At 71.0% G+C, this 15,566-nt stretch carries 15 protein-coding genes; 7 read left to right on the forward strand and 8 right to left on the reverse strand.

The window, feature by feature from the left end:
- Nucleotides 1-163 precede the first annotated feature (163 nt).
- Both E0500_RS30975 and E0500_RS30980 read left to right on the forward strand, forming a co-directional pair.
- A complete protein-coding gene (locus tag E0500_RS30975) occupies nucleotides 164-745 on the forward strand; it encodes a TMEM165/GDT1 family protein (RefSeq protein ID WP_131571620.1) in 582 nt (193 codons plus the stop codon).
- A 266-nt stretch (nucleotides 746-1,011) separates the two neighbouring features.
- A complete protein-coding gene (locus E0500_RS30980; RefSeq protein ID WP_131571617.1) occupies nucleotides 1,012-1,677 on the forward strand; it encodes an HAD family hydrolase in 666 nt (221 codons plus the stop codon).
- Between the two features lie 93 nt (nucleotides 1,678-1,770).
- On the opposite strand, the gene E0500_RS45165 is transcribed toward E0500_RS30980, so the two are convergent.
- Nucleotides 1,771-1,929 carry a peptidoglycan-binding protein gene (locus E0500_RS45165; RefSeq protein WP_309505256.1) on the reverse strand — a complete coding sequence of 53 codons (159 nt, stop codon included), beginning with the start codon at nucleotides 1,927-1,929 and terminating at the stop codon, nucleotides 1,771-1,773.
- A 180-nt stretch (nucleotides 1,930-2,109) separates the two neighbouring features.
- On the opposite strand from E0500_RS45165, the gene E0500_RS45170 reads away from it, so the two are divergent.
- Together E0500_RS45170 and E0500_RS30990 are read left to right on the forward strand one after the other, a co-directional pair.
- Nucleotides 2,110-2,622, forward strand: a complete 513-nt coding sequence (locus E0500_RS45170; protein WP_309505257.1) for a hypothetical protein — start codon at nucleotides 2,110-2,112, stop codon at nucleotides 2,620-2,622.
- A 661-nt stretch (nucleotides 2,623-3,283) separates the two neighbouring features.
- A complete protein-coding gene (locus E0500_RS30990) occupies nucleotides 3,284-5,293 on the forward strand; it encodes an MDR family MFS transporter (protein WP_131563604.1) in 2,010 nt (669 codons plus the stop codon).
- A 13-nt stretch (nucleotides 5,294-5,306) separates the two neighbouring features.
- Here the strand turns inward: E0500_RS30990 and E0500_RS30995 are convergent, their stop codons facing one another.
- Both E0500_RS30995 and E0500_RS31000 read right to left on the reverse strand, forming a co-directional pair.
- Nucleotides 5,307-5,882, reverse strand: a complete 576-nt coding sequence (locus E0500_RS30995; RefSeq protein ID WP_399120337.1) for a GNAT family N-acetyltransferase — start codon at nucleotides 5,880-5,882, stop codon at nucleotides 5,307-5,309.
- A 53-nt stretch (nucleotides 5,883-5,935) separates the two neighbouring features.
- Nucleotides 5,936-6,352: a DUF1992 domain-containing protein gene (locus E0500_RS31000; RefSeq protein WP_131563575.1), complete on the reverse strand. Its 417-nt coding sequence runs from the start codon at nucleotides 6,350-6,352 to the stop codon at nucleotides 5,936-5,938.
- Nucleotides 6,353-6,505: 153 nt separating this feature from the next.
- Here E0500_RS31000 and E0500_RS31005 point away from each other — a divergent pair, with 153 nt between their 5' ends.
- Nucleotides 6,506-6,901 (forward strand): FHA domain-containing protein, encoded by a 396-nt coding sequence (locus tag E0500_RS31005; protein WP_131563576.1) that lies wholly within the window; start codon nucleotides 6,506-6,508, stop codon nucleotides 6,899-6,901.
- Nucleotides 6,902-6,938: 37 nt separating this feature from the next.
- On the opposite strand, the gene E0500_RS31010 is transcribed toward E0500_RS31005, so the two are convergent.
- The gene (locus E0500_RS31010; RefSeq protein ID WP_131563577.1) at nucleotides 6,939-7,616 is read right to left on the reverse strand and encodes an O-methyltransferase; all 678 of its coding nucleotides are present in this window, start codon (nucleotides 7,614-7,616) and stop codon (nucleotides 6,939-6,941) included.
- 275 nt (nucleotides 7,617-7,891) lie between these two features.
- Between E0500_RS31010 and E0500_RS31015 the strand changes: the two genes are divergently transcribed.
- Nucleotides 7,892-9,913, forward strand: coding sequence for a bifunctional glycosyltransferase 87/phosphatase PAP2 family protein (locus E0500_RS31015; protein ID WP_131563578.1), 2,022 nt, complete (start codon nucleotides 7,892-7,894; stop codon nucleotides 9,911-9,913).
- On the opposite strand, the gene E0500_RS31020 is transcribed toward E0500_RS31015, so the two are convergent.
- Both E0500_RS31020 and E0500_RS31025 read right to left on the reverse strand, forming a co-directional pair.
- On the reverse strand, nucleotides 9,870-11,486 hold the full coding sequence (locus E0500_RS31020; protein WP_131563579.1) for a glycosyltransferase family 87 protein: 1,617 nt from the start codon (nucleotides 11,484-11,486) through the stop codon (nucleotides 9,870-9,872). The two genes, E0500_RS31015 and E0500_RS31020, sit on opposite strands and share 44 nt — an antisense overlap.
- Before the next feature lie 234 nt (nucleotides 11,487-11,720).
- The gene (locus E0500_RS31025; protein WP_131563580.1) at nucleotides 11,721-12,956 is read right to left on the reverse strand and encodes a cytochrome P450; all 1,236 of its coding nucleotides are present in this window, start codon (nucleotides 12,954-12,956) and stop codon (nucleotides 11,721-11,723) included.
- A gap of 286 nt (nucleotides 12,957-13,242) precedes the next feature.
- Between E0500_RS31025 and E0500_RS31030 the strand changes: the two genes are divergently transcribed.
- Complete coding sequence (locus tag E0500_RS31030) at nucleotides 13,243-14,412, forward strand: steroid 3-ketoacyl-CoA thiolase (RefSeq protein WP_131563581.1); 1,170 nt, start codon at nucleotides 13,243-13,245, stop codon at nucleotides 14,410-14,412.
- On the opposite strand, the gene E0500_RS31035 is transcribed toward E0500_RS31030, so the two are convergent.
- Together E0500_RS31035 and E0500_RS31040 are read right to left on the reverse strand one after the other, a co-directional pair.
- The gene (locus E0500_RS31035) at nucleotides 14,396-14,698 is read right to left on the reverse strand and encodes a DUF397 domain-containing protein (protein ID WP_131563582.1); all 303 of its coding nucleotides are present in this window, start codon (nucleotides 14,696-14,698) and stop codon (nucleotides 14,396-14,398) included. The two genes, E0500_RS31030 and E0500_RS31035, sit on opposite strands and share 17 nt — an antisense overlap.
- Nucleotides 14,658-15,506, reverse strand: coding sequence for a helix-turn-helix transcriptional regulator (locus tag E0500_RS31040; protein ID WP_131563583.1), 849 nt, complete (start codon nucleotides 15,504-15,506; stop codon nucleotides 14,658-14,660). The genes E0500_RS31035 and E0500_RS31040 overlap by 41 nt, the downstream gene beginning before the upstream one ends.
- Between the last annotated feature and the right edge of the window lie 60 nt (nucleotides 15,507-15,566).

Here is a 15,566-nt window from a genome sequence, read left to right on the forward strand (position 1 = left end):
GGCCGGCCAGCGAGACCTTCGGCAAGCAGTGCACTGCCCGTGCCGTCCGGTACGGGTACCTACCCGTGCCCGTCGGCGCGGGTGCATCGTGTGCTGCCGTGCCGAGGTGTCGCGTCAGTGGACGGTCTTTCTCGGCGGGGCAGCCCCGACCGATTGAGGGATCGTGATCAGTTTCAGCGTCATGGCGGTCGTCTTCGGCGTCGTCTTCCTCGCCGAACTCCCCGACAAGACCGCACTCGCCGGGCTCGTTCTTGGTACGCGCTACCGGGCCTCGTACGTCTTCGTCGGTGTCGCCGCCGCCTTCGCCGTGCATGTCGCGCTCGCCGTCGCGGCCGGCAGTGTGCTGACCCTGCTGCCGGGGCGCATTGTGTCCGCGCTCACCGGCGTGCTGTTCCTCGGTGGCGCGGCGATGCTTCTGCTGAAGGGCGACGACGGCGAGGAGGAGGTCCGCAAGCCCAAGGACCAGAGCTTCTGGAGGGTCTCGGGGGCGGGCTTCATGCTCATCCTGGTCGCCGAGTTCGGTGATCTCACCCAGATCATGACGGCCAACCTCGCGGCCCGCTACGACGACCCGCTCTCCGTGGGCCTTGGTGCGGTGCTCGCGCTGTGGGCGGTGGCCGGGCTCGGCATCGTGGGCGGCAAGGCGCTGATGAAGCGGGTGCCGCTGCGGCTCATCACCAAGGTCGCGGCGCTGGTGATGCTGGCGCTGGGCGTGTGGAGCCTCTACGAGGCCGTGGTCGGCTGAGGGGCGGGGGTCTCGCGTTGACGGGCCCGCGGACTGTGGGCCCGGGCCGGCCTCGCGGATGAACCCGTGGGCGAGCCCGCGAATGAGCTTCTGGGTGAACTCGGGGTGCGCCTTCCGTGAAAGCCCAGGTCGGGAGTGGTGGCGTGGTGCGGCTCCGTTTTGTATCGTGAAGGAACAAAGTGGCCCTCGCCCGCTACCCCTGACCGGCGGGCGGGGTCACCTTGTCCTTCCGGGGCCGTTCGCGGCCCCTTCCCGTCTCCTGGAGCATGCCGATGACGGCCACCACCGTTCTGACCGCCCGTGCCCTCCTGCTCGACATGGACGGCACCCTCGTCAACTCGGACGCCGTCGTGGAGCGGATCTGGCGCCGCTGGGCCGATCGGCACGGGCTCGACGGAGACGAGGTCATGAAGGTCGTGCACGGACGGCAGGGGTACGCCTCCATGGCCGTGCTGCTGCCGCACCGGCCCATGGAGCAGAACCACGCCGACAACGCGCGGATGCTCGCCGAGGAGACCGCGGACGTGGACGGCGTCGTGGAGATTCCGGGCGCGACGGCGTTTCTGGCCTCGCTGGCCGGTGTGCCGCATGCGCTCGTGACGTCTGCGGATGTCGCGTTGGCCACCGCGCGGATGGGTGCCGCCGGGCTGCCGTTGCCGGACGTGCGGGTCACCGCGGAGTCCGTGGGGGCGAGCAAGCCCGACCCCGAGGGGTTCTTGAAGGGGGCCGCCGAACTGGGGGTCGCTCCTGCGGACTGTCTGGTCTTCGAGGACTCGGGGGCGGGGATCTCGGCGGGGCGCTCCGCGGGAATGCGGGTGGTCGGGGTGGGGCCCCGGGCCCAGGTCCACCGGCCGGATGCGTGGGTGCCGGATCTCACTGGGGTGACGGTGGACGTGGTCGACGGGAGCGGGATACGGGTGCGGGTGGGGTGACCCGCTGCGTCCGGCCGACCGGCTGGCCGGTCTGCCCGGCGGCCGGCCCGGCGGGCGGTTCGGGTGGGTGCTGTCGCCGGCCGGGGGCATTGACTACGGCTCGCTTGTTTCTGACTCCAGCCTCTCCCTCGTCGGCCCGCCGTACACCCCCCGGTCGTCATCGTCGATGTCACGGGTGAACTGGTACCGGCGTACCGCTGATTCGACCTGTTCGTCGAAGTTCTCGTCGATGTCGCCGAAGTAGACGGCCACCTGGCGCAGGCGGAGCTGGAGTTCGGTGACCTCGGGGCCGTCGTCGCCGCGGCGGAGGGTTCGGGGGCCGGGCTCTTCGTCGGCGTCGCCGGAGCCGGGGGGCTCGGAGGCGGTGGCGCTGGGGGAGGTGGCGGTCGGGGTCGGGGTCGGCGAGGCCGAGGGGGTGCCGAGCTGTCGGGTGTGGAGAGGGACGCGCTCGGACTCGTGCTCGACGGTGCGGGTGGGGCGTTTGGCGCGGGGGCCGTCGACGGGGTTGCCCCGGAGGGTTCCGATGAGGCCTCGTCGTCCGCCGACGTGTCCGGGACACTCGCCCGCAGGTCGTCCGGCAGTGCGTGGTCGCGGGTGGGCGTGTTGTACGAGAAGAGACCGCCGGCGAAGCCCGCGGCGGCCAGCACGGTGGCGACGGCTGCGGCGACGGCGATCGTCATGCGGCGGCTGAGCCGGGGCGCGCGCTCGGGAGGCGTCGGGGGCGTGGGCTCCGTGTGCTCGGGATCGGCGGGTTCCGGATGGGCGGGCTCGGGGCGGGCGGGTTCGGCGGTGTCGTCCTCGAAGAGCCGTACGTCGGCCGAGTCCGGGCGGGTCGTCGTGGACGCCACCGGCATGGCCATGGTGGGGACGTCGTCGGGTTGCCGCGCGGTCGACGGGGGTGCGTCGGCCGGGGTTGCTTCCCGCTCGCCGCTCAGTTCGACGTAGGGCCGTATTCGTAACGGGTCGAAGTCCTCGGCTGCCGCCGCCTCCGCCGTGCGCGCGTCGCGCAGGGCCTCCGAGGCGCGCCGGTTGCACGAGCAGGACGGAGTGCCGTCCAGCGTGCGCGGTGCCGCGCACTCCGGGCAGAGGTGGCGGTGCGATGCGCCGCCGTTGCCGCTTGCTTCACTCACGTGTGGTTCCTCCCCGCGCGATCTCCAGAAATTATGCAGATCTCGCGCACAGAATCTCCCAGACATCCCGGAATCACAGATTCCGGCGGGACTCAACAGGCCATAACCGGTCACACCGGCCACGATGGAGGGAGAAGCCCGGGACCGGGCTCCGCAAGACCCTCGCGCCTCGGGAGGTCTTCATGACGTCAGGAATGCCGGGTGCGTCGGGTGCGTCGAGTGCATCCGGCGCGTCCGGGGCGGCGCGTGCGTCAGGTGCGTCGGGTGCGTCCGGCACATCCGGTATATCGGGTGCACCTGGTGCACCTGGTGCATCGGGTACGCCGGACGCATCGGGTGCATCGGGTGCCTCCGGTACGTCGTCCGCGTCGCTTGCGTCGCGTGCCTCGGATGCGGCCGGGGGTGCCGACGGAGGCGCGAGCCCCTCCCCGGCCCGGCACGGGGGCGCCGCCGCGGGGCGTCCGAACCGCGGTGTTCTGGTCTCCATCAGTGCCCTGTTGCTGGGCCTGCTGCTCGCCGCGCTCGACCAGACCATCGTGTCGACCGCGCTGCCGACGATCGTCAGCGATCTCGGCGGCCTGGAGCACCTGTCCTGGGTGGTCACCGCGTATCTGCTGGCCTCGACCGCGGCCACGCCGCTGTGGGGGAAGCTCGGTGACCAGTACGGCCGCAAGCGGCTCTTCCAGATGGCCATCGTCATCTTCCTCGTCGGGTCCGCGCTGTGCGGAATGGCGCAGAGCATGCCCGAGCTGATCGCCTTCCGGGCGCTCCAGGGGCTCGGTGGCGGCGGGCTCATCGTGCTGTCCATGGCGATCGTCGGCGACATCGTCCCGCCGCGTGAACGAGGCCGGTACCAGGGGCTGTTCGGGGCCGTGTTCGGCACGACCAGCGTGCTCGGGCCGCTGCTCGGCGGGCTGTTCACCGAGCATCTGAGCTGGCGCTGGGTGTTCTACGTCAACCTGCCGGTCGGGATCGTCGCGCTCATCGTGATCGCCACCGTGCTGCGCATCCCCGTCGCCGCCACGCGGCACGTCATCGACTACCTCGGTACATTCCTCATCGCGTCCGTCGCCACCTGCCTGGTGCTCGTCGCCTCGCTCGGTGGCACGACCTGGGCCTGGGGTTCGCCGCAGATCATCGGGCTGGCGGTGCTCGGGGTGGTGCTCGCCGTGTGCCTCGTCGCCGTGGAGCGGAGGGCCGCCGAGCCCGTCCTGCCGCTGAAGCTGTTCCGGGTCCGGACGTTCACGCTGGCCGCCGTCATCAGTTTCGTCGTCGGCTTCGCCATGTTCGGCGCGCTGACGTACCTGCCCACCTACCTCCAGGTCGTCCGCGGTGTCTCGCCCACCCTGTCCGGCGTCCACATGCTGCCGATGGTGCTGGGCCTGCTGCTGGCCTCCACCACCTCCGGGCAGATCGTCAGCCGTACCGGACGCTGGAAGGTGTTCCCGATCGCGGGCACCGGCGTCACGACCGTCGGACTGCTGCTGCTCCACCAGCTCGACGAGCACAGCTCCGACGGTGAGACGAGCGTGTACCTCTTCGTCTTCGGACTGGGCCTCGGCCTCGTCATGCAGGTGCTGGTGCTGATCGTGCAGAACGCGGTGCCGTACGAGGACCTGGGCGTCGCCACGTCCGGCGCGACCTTCTTCCGCGCGATCGGCGCCTCGTTCGGCGTGGCCATCTTCGGCACGGTCTTCGCGAGCCGCCTGGGCGAAAAGCTCGCGGCGGCACTCGGGGGCGCCCGCCTGCCGCCCGGTGTCACCCCGGCCACGCTGCGCGCCGACCCGCACGGCATCGCCGAACTCCCGCCCGCCCTCCGCGCCGACGCCCTCCACGCGTTCTCCTCCTCGATCACCGCGGTCTTCCTGTACGCGGTGCCGGTCACCCTCCTCGGTTTCGTGCTGGCCTGGTTCCTGCACGAGGACCGGCTGCGGGCCTCGGTGACGGCGCCGGACATCAGCGAGACGCTGGCAACCAACCCGGTCCAGAGGTCGTCGTACGACGAGGTGTGCCGGGCCCTGTCGCTGCTCGGGTCCCGGGAGGGGCGGCGGGAGATCTACGAGAAGATCACCGCGCGTGCGGGCTACGACCTGCTGCCGGCGGCGAGCTGGCTGCTGCTGCGGATCAGGAAGTACGGCCGGGCCGAGCCCGCGCTGCTGGCCGAGGGCCGCACCGTGCCGCTGGACGTCGTCCTCGCCGCGTCCCGGCAGGTCGAGGAGCGCCGTCTCGTCCGCCGCGAGGGGCTCGAACTGGAGCTCACCGACACCGGCAGTGAGGCCGCCGACCGGCTGGCCCGGGCCCGCGAGGAGTCCCTCGCCGAGCTTCTCGGTGACTGGTGGGGCCCGGACCGCCCCACCGACCTCGCGCAGCTGGTGGCGGAACTGAACGCCGAACTGTGCGGCTCCGACCAGGAACGCCCCCACGACGGCCCGGGCACCCGGCCCCACGGCGGAGCCAACCGCCGCCCCATCGGTGACAACCTCTAGCCGTCGAGGTACTTCAGCCCATGAGGCCTGTGGGTCCAGTGAGACCCTTGGGGCCAGTGAGGCCTGTGAGCCGGGTGAGGTCCTTGCGGAACCAGTGCTCGGCGTAGAGCTGCTGGTTGTGGGGCTCGGTCTCCTCGTAGCCGAGCCGGGTGTACAGGGCGCGGGCCTCCACCAGGTCGTTACGGGTGTCCAGCACGATCCGCTCGGCACCCAGGCCGCGGGCCGCGTCCTCGGCGGCGGTCACGAGCAGCGCGGCCCCGCCCCTGCCCCGCGCCCTCTCGTGCAGGAAGACCCGCTTGAGCTCCGCCGTGACGGAGTCCAGCATCCGTACGCCCGCGGTGCCCACGGGATCGCCCCCGTACCGCGCAACCAGCAGCAGCCCGCCGGGCGGGGCCAGGTGGTCCCCCGTGTCAGCCGCGACCTCGCGTTCCAGCTCGTCCGAGTCCGTCCGGCGCCCCTCGTGCAGCAGGTACCAGCGGTCGCTGACCTCCGTGTAGTACGCCCGCCAGAGTGCGGCGGCGACGGGGGAGTCGTGGGGCTCCGGGGCGATGGACCAGACGGTGGTCGCAGGTGAGGACATGCGGGCCATTGTCGGGAGGGTGCACCGATGGACCGCAAACGATTATTCGCCTGACCACGTGCTCAGCTCTCGCCGCGCTCCCGCCCCCGGCGCTCGCGCCACTGCCCGACGAGCTCCTCCACGTCGTACGGTTTGAGGCCCAGGGGCGGGCCCGGCGGGGGTTTGAACATCATGTCGCGGATCTTCGTGTTGATCTCTGTGATGATCTTCCGCACGAGCCGTTCGGAGGGGGCCGACGCGGCGGCCGCGAGCGCGTCCTCGGCCTCCTTGCGCAGGGCGAGTGCCGGTGGCAGGACCGACATGCCCTCGCGCGCCATCTTCTGTTTGATCCACCACAGCTCGTCGTACGACGTGTCGTCGCCGCTCAGTGGCTTCCCGGCGCCGGGAAGCGTCGCGAACTCGCCGCGCGCCTCCGCGTCCCGGATCTGTTTGTCGACAAAGGACTCGAAGCTGACACCCGGTGGCTTTCGCTCGGTCATGACCCCATTGTGCCGGAGCAGCCTCGGGCGTCCGAGCCGGCGATCTATCATGCGGCGGCGGCGGTGCGCTGAGCGTGCGCCGCGGAGTGATTATTGGATCCTCTGGACTGCGGGACCGCGCAGACCGGAACCCGTGACCCAGAAGGAGCGCACGTGCTCGAACTCACCATGGCCTCGGTCTCCGAGGAGGACACCGGGGCGACGGCCGGGATGCTGATGGCCGACGCGCCCAGCGACCCGGGCACGGTGCTGCGTGTGGGCCGCGACAAGACCGTGTGCCGGCTCGCCACGCCCGACGACTGGCTGTTCGTCTCCCGGGTCCACCTGGAGTTCCTGTGCGGGCCCGACGGCGACTGGCAGGTGACCTGGCTGCGCGGCACGCACGCCGAGCCGTCCTCCGAGGTGAGCCTGGCGCTGGCCGGCCAGCAGGCGCAGATGCTCCCGTACGGCACCACCTTCACGCTCCCGCGCGGCAGCTCGGGCGAACTCGTCATCCGGGACCGCACCGCCCCGCGCAGCGTCAACGTGGGCTTCTACCACGAGGCCTGAGAGGACCGTGGCCCGAGACGGCCGGGCTGACGGCGCGTCAGTACAGCACCCGGGCCAGCGCGAAGCCGTCGTGCCCCTTGCTGCCCACCGTCTGCACCGCCGTGCCGCTCACCCTCGGGTGGGAGGCGATCAGCTCCAGTGCGGCCCGGGTGCCCCTGATGCCCGGGTCGTCGCTGCCGGCGTCGGTGACGCGGCCGGCCCGGACGACGTTGTCGATGACGATCAGCGCGCCGGGGCGGGTGAGCTTGAGGGCCCACTCGACGTAGTTACGGTTGTTGGCCTTGTCGGCGTCGATGAAGACGAAGTCGAACGGCTCCGGGTTCTCGTCGGCCAGTTTCGGCAGCGACTCCAGAGCCGGGCCCACCCGCACCTCGACGAGCCGTCCCAGGCCCGCGCGGTCCAGGTTGCGGCGGGCCACCTCCGCGTGCCGCACCTCGTACTCGAAGCTGATCAGCCGGCCGTCCTCGGGAAGCGCGCGGGCCAGCCAGATCGTGCTGTAACCGCCGAGCGTGCCGAACTCCAGGATGCGGCGGGCGCCCTGGATCTGGGCCAGGAGCTGGAGCAGCTTGCCCTGGTTGGGGGCGACGTTGATGTGCGGGAGCCCGGCCGCGTCGCTGTCGCGCAGCGCGGCGGTCAGCGCCTCGTCCTCCGGTGCGAGGAGGGCGGAGAAGTAGGCGTCGACGTCGTTCCAGATCCTCGACTCGCTGCTGCTCATGCACCATGCCTTTCGTCTGTCCGGTCAGCGTGGCCGGCTGGTCCCGCCGGGGCGGAACCCGCGCTCCTGGGAACCCCGCTGTGATCTGTGTCGCCTCGCACGGGTGAACGCAACCCTCCGCGCACTATCGTCATCCGGACCAAAGCAGGGAAGACGTCAGGTGAAGTGGGGGTTGCCTGCGTCTCACACCTGGGGCAGTGCGAGGCTCTGAGGTAGTTCTTAGGGTGCGCACATGGTGACATACGGGACAAGCGGGGCGGGAGGGTCGACGGGGCGTGGCGAACGCGGAGCAGAGCAGACCGGGGAGTGCCTTCGGGGCGGGCATGGTGGCGACGAGGCTGGGGGCGGTCCGTGTCCTACTGTGGCTCGTCGCCGCCGTCCTGACCGTACGTCAGGTCACCGTCGTGCTGAGTACGCCCAAGGGGGAGCGGCTGACGGATCTGGAGACCTGGGTCGGGCCCGACGGCGTGCTGCATGTGACGGGTTCTCTGTACGACTCGACCCGGTTCACGGGCACACCCTTCGGCGGGCTCGTCCTCAAACCGCTCACGCGCTCGGCCGAGCAGGCCCTCGGCTGGGGCTGGACCTTCGGCACACTGCTCCTGGTCGTCGCCCTGGGGCTGATCGCGGCCCGCGCCCTGCCGGGGCCCACCTCCCGCCGTACCGCCTTGCTCGCCGCGCCCGTCGCGGTCAGCCTGCTGCTGCTGTCGCTGCCGGTGCGCAACGCCCTGTACCTGGGCCAGACCAGCATCATCCCGGTGCTGCTCGTGCTGGCCGGGTGTTTCGTCGTCCGGGGGGAGCGGACGAGCGGGGTGCTCATAGGGATCGCGGCCGCCTTCCAGCCGACCGTGCTGCTGTTCACAGGGCTGCTGTGGTTCACCGGGCGGCGCCGCGCCGCCGCGTCCACCGGGATCACGTTCGCCGCGTGCACCGCGCTCGCCTGGGCCGCGATGCCGCAGGACTCGTACACCTACTGGGTGCACCATCTCGCGGGTGTCGGCCTGGGCGGCGCGGCGGACGACCTCGCCAACCAGTCCCTGCACGGCGCGTTGCTCCGGCTCGGCCTCAACGGGCCGCTGGAGATCGGGCTGTTCCTGCTGCTGGGCGCCGCCGTCGCCGTGGCCGGCCTGCGGCGGGCCGTACGGTACGCACGCGACGGGCAGTTGCTGCTCGCGGTCGCGATCACCGGCTGTGTCGCGATCGCCGTGTCGCCCACCACCTGGCAGCACCAACTGCTGTGGGTGCTGCTCGCGGTGGTCGGCCGGGTGGGCCGGAAGGCCTCCGACCGGTACCTGTGGCCGGTCGCCGTCATCCTGGTGATGACGCTGCCCGCGAAGATGATGCTGCCGAACATGGCGGCCCTGTACCCCCTGCGGGACAACGTCGTCCTGCTGGCCGCGCTCGCCGCCGCCCTGGTCGTGCCGTTCCTGTCCCGCACCTCGCCCCACTACCAGTCGCCGATCCCGACCGACTATGCGGAACCGGTCCCCACGCGCTTCAAGCACGTCCCGCTCCTGCCGTTCCTGCGCCGTGTCCTGGCCCGCCCGAACCTGCTGCTCGAACTGCTGCTGATCCGCGTCACCTACGCCGCCTACTCACAGGTCCGGCTCGCGGCGACCGGCGGACGGGCCACCGCCGAGGAACACGGCCAGGAGATCCTCGACATCGAGAAGGCCCTGTTCATCGACATCGAGTACTGGGTCAACCACGCCGTGGTGAAGATCGACTGGCTGCGGGCCTTCTTCGACTTCTACTACACGTCGTTCCACTTCGTCGTGCCGCTGTCGGTCCTCGCCGTCCTCTACGTCCGCCGCCCGGTCGACTACCGCTGGGCGCGCTCGTCCCTGGGGTTCGCCACCCTGCTCGCGCTGCTCGGCTTCTGGCTGTACCCGCTGGCCCCGCCGCGCCTGATGCCGGACCTCGGGATCATCGACACCATCCACGGCGTGCAGGACTTCTCCCAGCCCGACTACGGCACACTGACCGCGCTGACGAACCAGTACGCGGCCATGCCGTCGCTGCACTTCGGCTGGTCCCTGTGGTGCGGTCTGGTGATCGCGATCCTGGCGCCCAAGTGGTGGATGAAGGCGCTGGGCCTGCTGCACCCGTTCTTCACGGCCCTGGCGATCGTGGCGACCGGCAACCACTGGGTGCTGGACGCGGTCGGCGGCGCCGTCGTGGTGGGCGGCGGCTTCGGGCTGACGTATCTGCTCCAGGGCCCGCGCGCCCGTACGGTGACGAAGGCGGCGGAGGTCAGCAGCGAGCGGGAGACGGCGATGGACCGTACTCCGAGCTGATCCGGTACGCGCCCGGCTCGGTCACCGTCAGCCGTGTGAACTCGCCGTCCCGCGTCAGGCACCCGCCGTCGGCGCGCAGCCACGGCGAGTACGCCACCCGCACGGTCACCGAACCGGAGCGCGGCATCCGCAGGTCGACTGCGGCGCTCGTGGTCCGTACGACGGTCGCGGGCGCCGAGACGAGCGGTACGGCCCCGCGCACCCGGTACACCCGCCAGTGCGCGTCCCGCCACACCGGCTCCAGCCAGTCGGGCCGGTCCTCGCGCACCAGGCGCGCCTCGTCCTCGGCGAACCCGTCCGGCTTGCCCAGCGGCAGGACGACGAAGCCGACGGCCCAGCGGTCCAGCCAGGCACGGTAGGTGACGGCGGAGAACGTGCCGTCGTAGAAGAGACGGCCGCGCTCCATGTCGAGCTGCCGGTTCCAGCCGCGCGCCAGGTTCACGTGCGGGGCGAGCGCGGTGGCCTCGCGGTGGTTGCGGGCGGGGACCACCTCGACGCGGGTGCGGTCGGCGCCGGCCCGTTTCAGTGCCTGGACGACCCCCCGGGTGTCGGCGGCCCACGCGGGCACGGTCGTCGACACCTTCAGGTCGTCGACCGTCTTCTTGCCGACCCAGCCCACGGCGAAGACGAGGACCGCGATCAGCAGGTTCCGGCGCAGTCCCCGCACGGTGAGCAGCGCCGCGAGCAGCACGGCCGGCGCGAACAGCTCGGCGAACCGCTCGACGTTGGTGCCGATGGGTGAGGCCACCAGGTACACGAGCACGGTCCCGGTCGCGTAGACGACCCCGGACCACCGTGCCACCCGCCAGCTCCGCGGCGCCAGCGCCGTCACGGTCAGCCCGAGCAGCACGGGCGGCCAGATCCGCGCCGGCGGCATCAACTGCTCGCCGGTGAACGGGAAGAACAGCGTCGTCACCCCCACGACCACCGCAGGCGGCACCAGCAGCGCGGCGGCACGCCCCCAGTCCCGTACGACGAGGAAGCCCGCGCCCACCACGGCCAGGAACAGCCCCGCGACCGGGCTCGCCATCGTCGCGAGCGCCGCGTACGCACCCGCGAGGACGACCCGCCGCTCACGGGTCAGCAGCACACAGGCGGCGAGGCCGAGGGCGGTGCCCAGCGCGAAGGTGCTGCGGCCGGAGGCGACGTTGCACCACAGCGCGAGCGACGCGAGCAGCGCGGGGCCCACGGGGCGCCGTACGCCCGCCCGTTCCACGAGGACGGCCGCGAGCCAGGACGCGACCAGACCGGACACCACCGTGACCGTGCGCACCCCGATCGCGGCCATCAGATAGGGCGAGATCAGGCTGTAGTTGGCGGTGTGCATCCCGCCGTACCAGAAGAGGTTGTACGCCGATCCGCCGTGCTGTGACACGAACCCCGTCCACGCCTGCTGGGCCGCGAGGTCCCCGCCGCCGGTGGCGAGGAACAGGTACCACACCGCGTACAGCGGGAGTGTGGGGACCGTGGCCAGGAACGGCACGCGGTAGCGCTCCCACAGGGTGCGGAAGGGACGCTTCCAGCGCGTGGCCGTGGGGTCCGGCCGGACGATGGTGAGTTCGGCAGGGGCCACGGTTCGGGGGTTCCGTTCGAAGTCTTCGAGGTCGAGGCTGTGGGGCTGACGATGCCACAGTCGAAGACGTGGGGCGGCGGCAGAACGTTCACCGACGTGTGTGGTTGGCGTGAACCCGGTGCTCCGGATCTCGCCCGGCTCTCCGTGCCGGGCCGGCGGAGCCGGGAAGCCGCCGGCCCGGGTACGGGGGGCCTGAGCGGCTCTGGGGAAGCTCGGGCACGCCCCCAGAGCCGCTCAGTCCGCGCTGACCCGGAGTTCCTTGACGCCGTTGATCCAGGCGGAGCGCAGGCGCCGTGGGTCGCCCGCGGGCCTGAGGTTCGGCAGCGTGTCGGCGACCGCGTTGAAGATCAGGTCGATCTCCAGGGCGGCCAGGGACTTGCCGAGGCAGAAGTGCGGGCCTCCGCCGCCGAAACCGAGGTGCGGGTTGGGATCGCGGGTGATGTCGAAGACGTCCGGGTTCTCGAAGACCTCGGGGTCGTGGTTGGCGGCGGCGTAGAAGAGCCCGACCCGGTCGCCCTTCTTGATGGTCCGGCCACCGAGTTCGGTGTCCTGGGTGGCGGTGCGCTGGAAGGAGTTGACCGGGGTGGCCCAGCGGACGATCTCCTCGGCGGCCGTCGCCGGGCGCTCCCGCTTGTAGAGCTCCCACTGGTCGGGGTGGGTGAGGAAGGCGTGCATGCCGTGGGTGATGGCGTTGCGGGTGGTCTCGTTGCCCGCGACGGCCAGCATCAGGACGAAGAAGCCGAACTCGTCGGAGGCGAGGCTGCCCTCGTCCTCGGCGGCCACCAGCGTGGTGACGATGTCCTCGGCCGGGCACTGCTTGCGGTCGGCGGCCATGTTCATGGCGTAGGCGATGAGTTCGGTGGCGGACTCCTGGCCGACCTCCTCGGTGATGGCGTACTCCGGGTCGTCGTACGCGATCATCTTGTTGGACCAGTCGAAGATCTTGGCGCGGTCGTCCTGCGGGATGCCGATGAGCTCGGCGATGGCCTGGAGGGGCAGTTCGCAGGCGATCCGGGTGACGAAGTCGAACGGTCCGGGCTGCGCCAGAGCCTCCTGGGCGATGCTGTGGGCGCGGGTGCGCAGGGCGTCCTCCAGGGCGCGGATGGCGCGCGGGGTGAAGACGCGCTGCACGATCTGGCGGACCCGGGTGTGCTCGGGCGGGTCCATGTTGAGCAGGATCAGGCGCTGGGCGTCGATGGCGTCGCGTTCGATGTGTTCGTTGAAGCGGATGATCGCCGTGTTGAGGTACGAGGAGAAGAGCTCCGGGTGCGTGGAGACGTACTTGACGTCCGCGTGCCGGGTGACGGCCCAGTAGCCGTCGTCGTCGAAGCCGGCCAGGCCGTGCGGCTGTGCGATCCAGCGGACCGGTTCGGCCCGGCGCAGTTCGTCGTACTCCGGCAGCGGAACGCGGTGGTGCAGCAGGTCGGGGTCGGTGAAGTCGAACCCGTCGGGCAGCGCTGGACAGGGCATGGGCGACTCCCGTCGTTCTGACGGTCCATCAGTTATGAGGATTTGCCGAGACGGTAGTAACGGGTTCTACAAGTCGCAAGAGGCGTGGGTGCCTCAATTGCGTGCGGAACTCGTGCAGATCAAGCCTCCGGAGCCTGCTGGAGGCCGCTGATGGCTGCACGCCCCTTGCGGCGGCGGACACGCCGTCAGCACACTGCCAACAGAACTAGAACGCGTACTAGTTATGCGTGGCGGGTCGGGCCGGGACGCCCCGCGCCGCGCGGGTAACCGAGCAGAGGAGCCCCCCATGGCCGCGGAACCCGTGATCGTCGAAGCCGTACGCACCCCCATCGGCAAGCGCGGCGGCGCGCTCGCCAACCTGCACCCCGCCTATCTCCTGGGCGAGACCTACCGCGAACTCCTCGGCCGTACCGGCATCCAGGCCGACTGCGTCGAGCAGATCGTCGGCGGCACGGTGACCCACGCCGGCGAGCAGTCCATGAACCCGGCGAGGACGGCCTGGCTGACCATGGGCCTGCCGTACGACACCGCGGCGACGACGGTGGACTGCCAGTGCGGCTCGTCGCAGCAGGCCTCGCACATGGTGGCCAACATGGTCGCCGCGGGGGTGATCGACGTGGGCATCTCGTGCGGGGTCGAGGCGATGTCACGGGTGCCGCTGGGATCGGCGTCCAAGCACGGTCCGGGCAAGCCCTTCCCCGACGAGTGGAACGTGGACCTGCCCAACCAGTTCGAGGCGGCGGAGCGGATCGCCAGGCACCGTGGGCTGACGCGGGAGAACGTCGACGCGCTGGGGCTGCTGTCCCAGGAGCGGGCGGCGGCCGCCTGGGCGGAGGAGCGGTTCAAGCGGGAGACGTTCGCCGTGCAGGTGCCGACCACGGAGGACGAACAGCGGGCGGGGCAGGGCATGTGGCGCCTCGTCGACCGGGACGAGGGGCTGCGCGACACGTCGATGGAGGCCCTGGCACGCCTGAAGCCGATCATGCCGACGGCGGTGCACACGGCGGGCAACTCGTCGCAGATCAGCGATGGCGCGGCCGCGCTCCTGTGGACGTCGAAGCGGATGGCGCGGGCGCTGAAGCTCCGGCCGCGGGCACGTGTGGTCGCGCAGGCGCTGGTGGGGTCGGACCCGCACTTCCACCTCGACGGGCCGATCGACGCGACCCGGGCGGTGCTGGGGAAGGCCGGAATGTCGCTGAAGGACATCGACGTGGTCGAGATCAACGAAGCGTTCGCGTCCGTGGTGCTGAGCTGGGCACAGGTCTTCGAGCAGGACCTGGCGAAGGTGAACGTGAACGGCGGTGCGATCGCGCTGGGTCACCCCGTGGGGGCGACGGGCGCACGGCTCATCACGACCGCACTGCACGAACTGGAGCGCACGGACAAGGAGTTCGCGCTGATCACGATGTGCGCGGGCGGCGGACTGGCCACCGGCACGATCATCCAGCGGCTGTAGCCGTTGTCGTCCAGGTGAGGAACGTGGCGAACGCGGCGGGGCCGACGGTGAGGTGGGGCCCCGCCGGGTTCTTGGAGTCGCGTATGGCGATGGACGGGGTGGTGGGCGAGGTGGCGCAGGGGGTTTCGGCGATCTCGACGCACTCGCCGCCCTGGTCGCCGCTGTACGACGACTTGCGCCAAGTCAGCGGGCCGAGCGGCGCGCACTCGACGCAGTCGCCGCCCTGGTCGCTGCTGTAGCTGGACTTACGCCACCGGGTCCCCGTCGGGATCGCGTTGCTCTCCATAGCGTTCCTCCATCACGCGTCGGATCAGCTCCGCCGAGTCCTTGAGGGAGAGGGCGGCGGCCTGAAGATGATCGTAACGGAGCGAACAGTCCTTGACAGTGTCTGGGTTGGCGGTCGGATGCCCGCTCCCGTAGCCCTCGGTGTAGACGATGTCTGGGTCGCGCTCGAAGCGGAAGAGGGTGAATGAGCCTTGTAGCCCCGCGTGCGCACCGGCCGAGAACGGCAGCACCTGGATGTTGATCCGGGGATTCCCCTCGAACGACAACAGGTGGGCCAGTTGCCCCCGCATGACCTCCCGGTCGCCGACCGCCTGGTGCAGCGCGGCCTCGCCGAGGATCGCCCACAGGACCGGCGACTCCTCCTTCTCGAAGGTGCGCTGGCGGGCGAGCCGCACGGCGGTGCGGTCGTCCAGATCGGTCTGGTCCAGCGCGCCGAGTACGGCACGTACGTACTCCTTGGTCTGGAGGAGACCGTGGATCATGTGCGTCTGGAAGGTGCAGATCTCGACGGCCCGCGACTCCAACTCGGCCACCTGTTGGAACCAGGCCGGAAGTTGACTGCGCATCACGAGATCGACCAGCCGGGACAGCAGCCCGCCCGTCCCCAGCGCCGCGTCCGCCCGCTCGCTGAACTCGGGTGTCGGCAGCTTGCGGGCCGTCTCGATCTGCCCGACCAGCGAACCCGTGTAGTTGAGGATGTCGCCGAGCTGTTTCTGGGTGAGCCCGGCGGCTTCGCGGTACCGCCGCAGCTCGAACCCGTAGTAGTCGAGCGGTGAGGCGCCCGGGTCGAGGGTGTTGATGTGGGTCACGCTGGGTCCCCTCTCGCGCAACTCGGCCCACTGTCGGGCCGGTTGTATCCGATTGGTAGC

Origin of the sequence: Streptomyces sp. KM273126 (assembly GCF_004337435.2) — a bacterium.
In the GTDB taxonomy this organism is placed as follows: Bacteria; Actinomycetota; Actinomycetes; order Streptomycetales; family Streptomycetaceae; genus Streptomyces; species Streptomyces acidicola.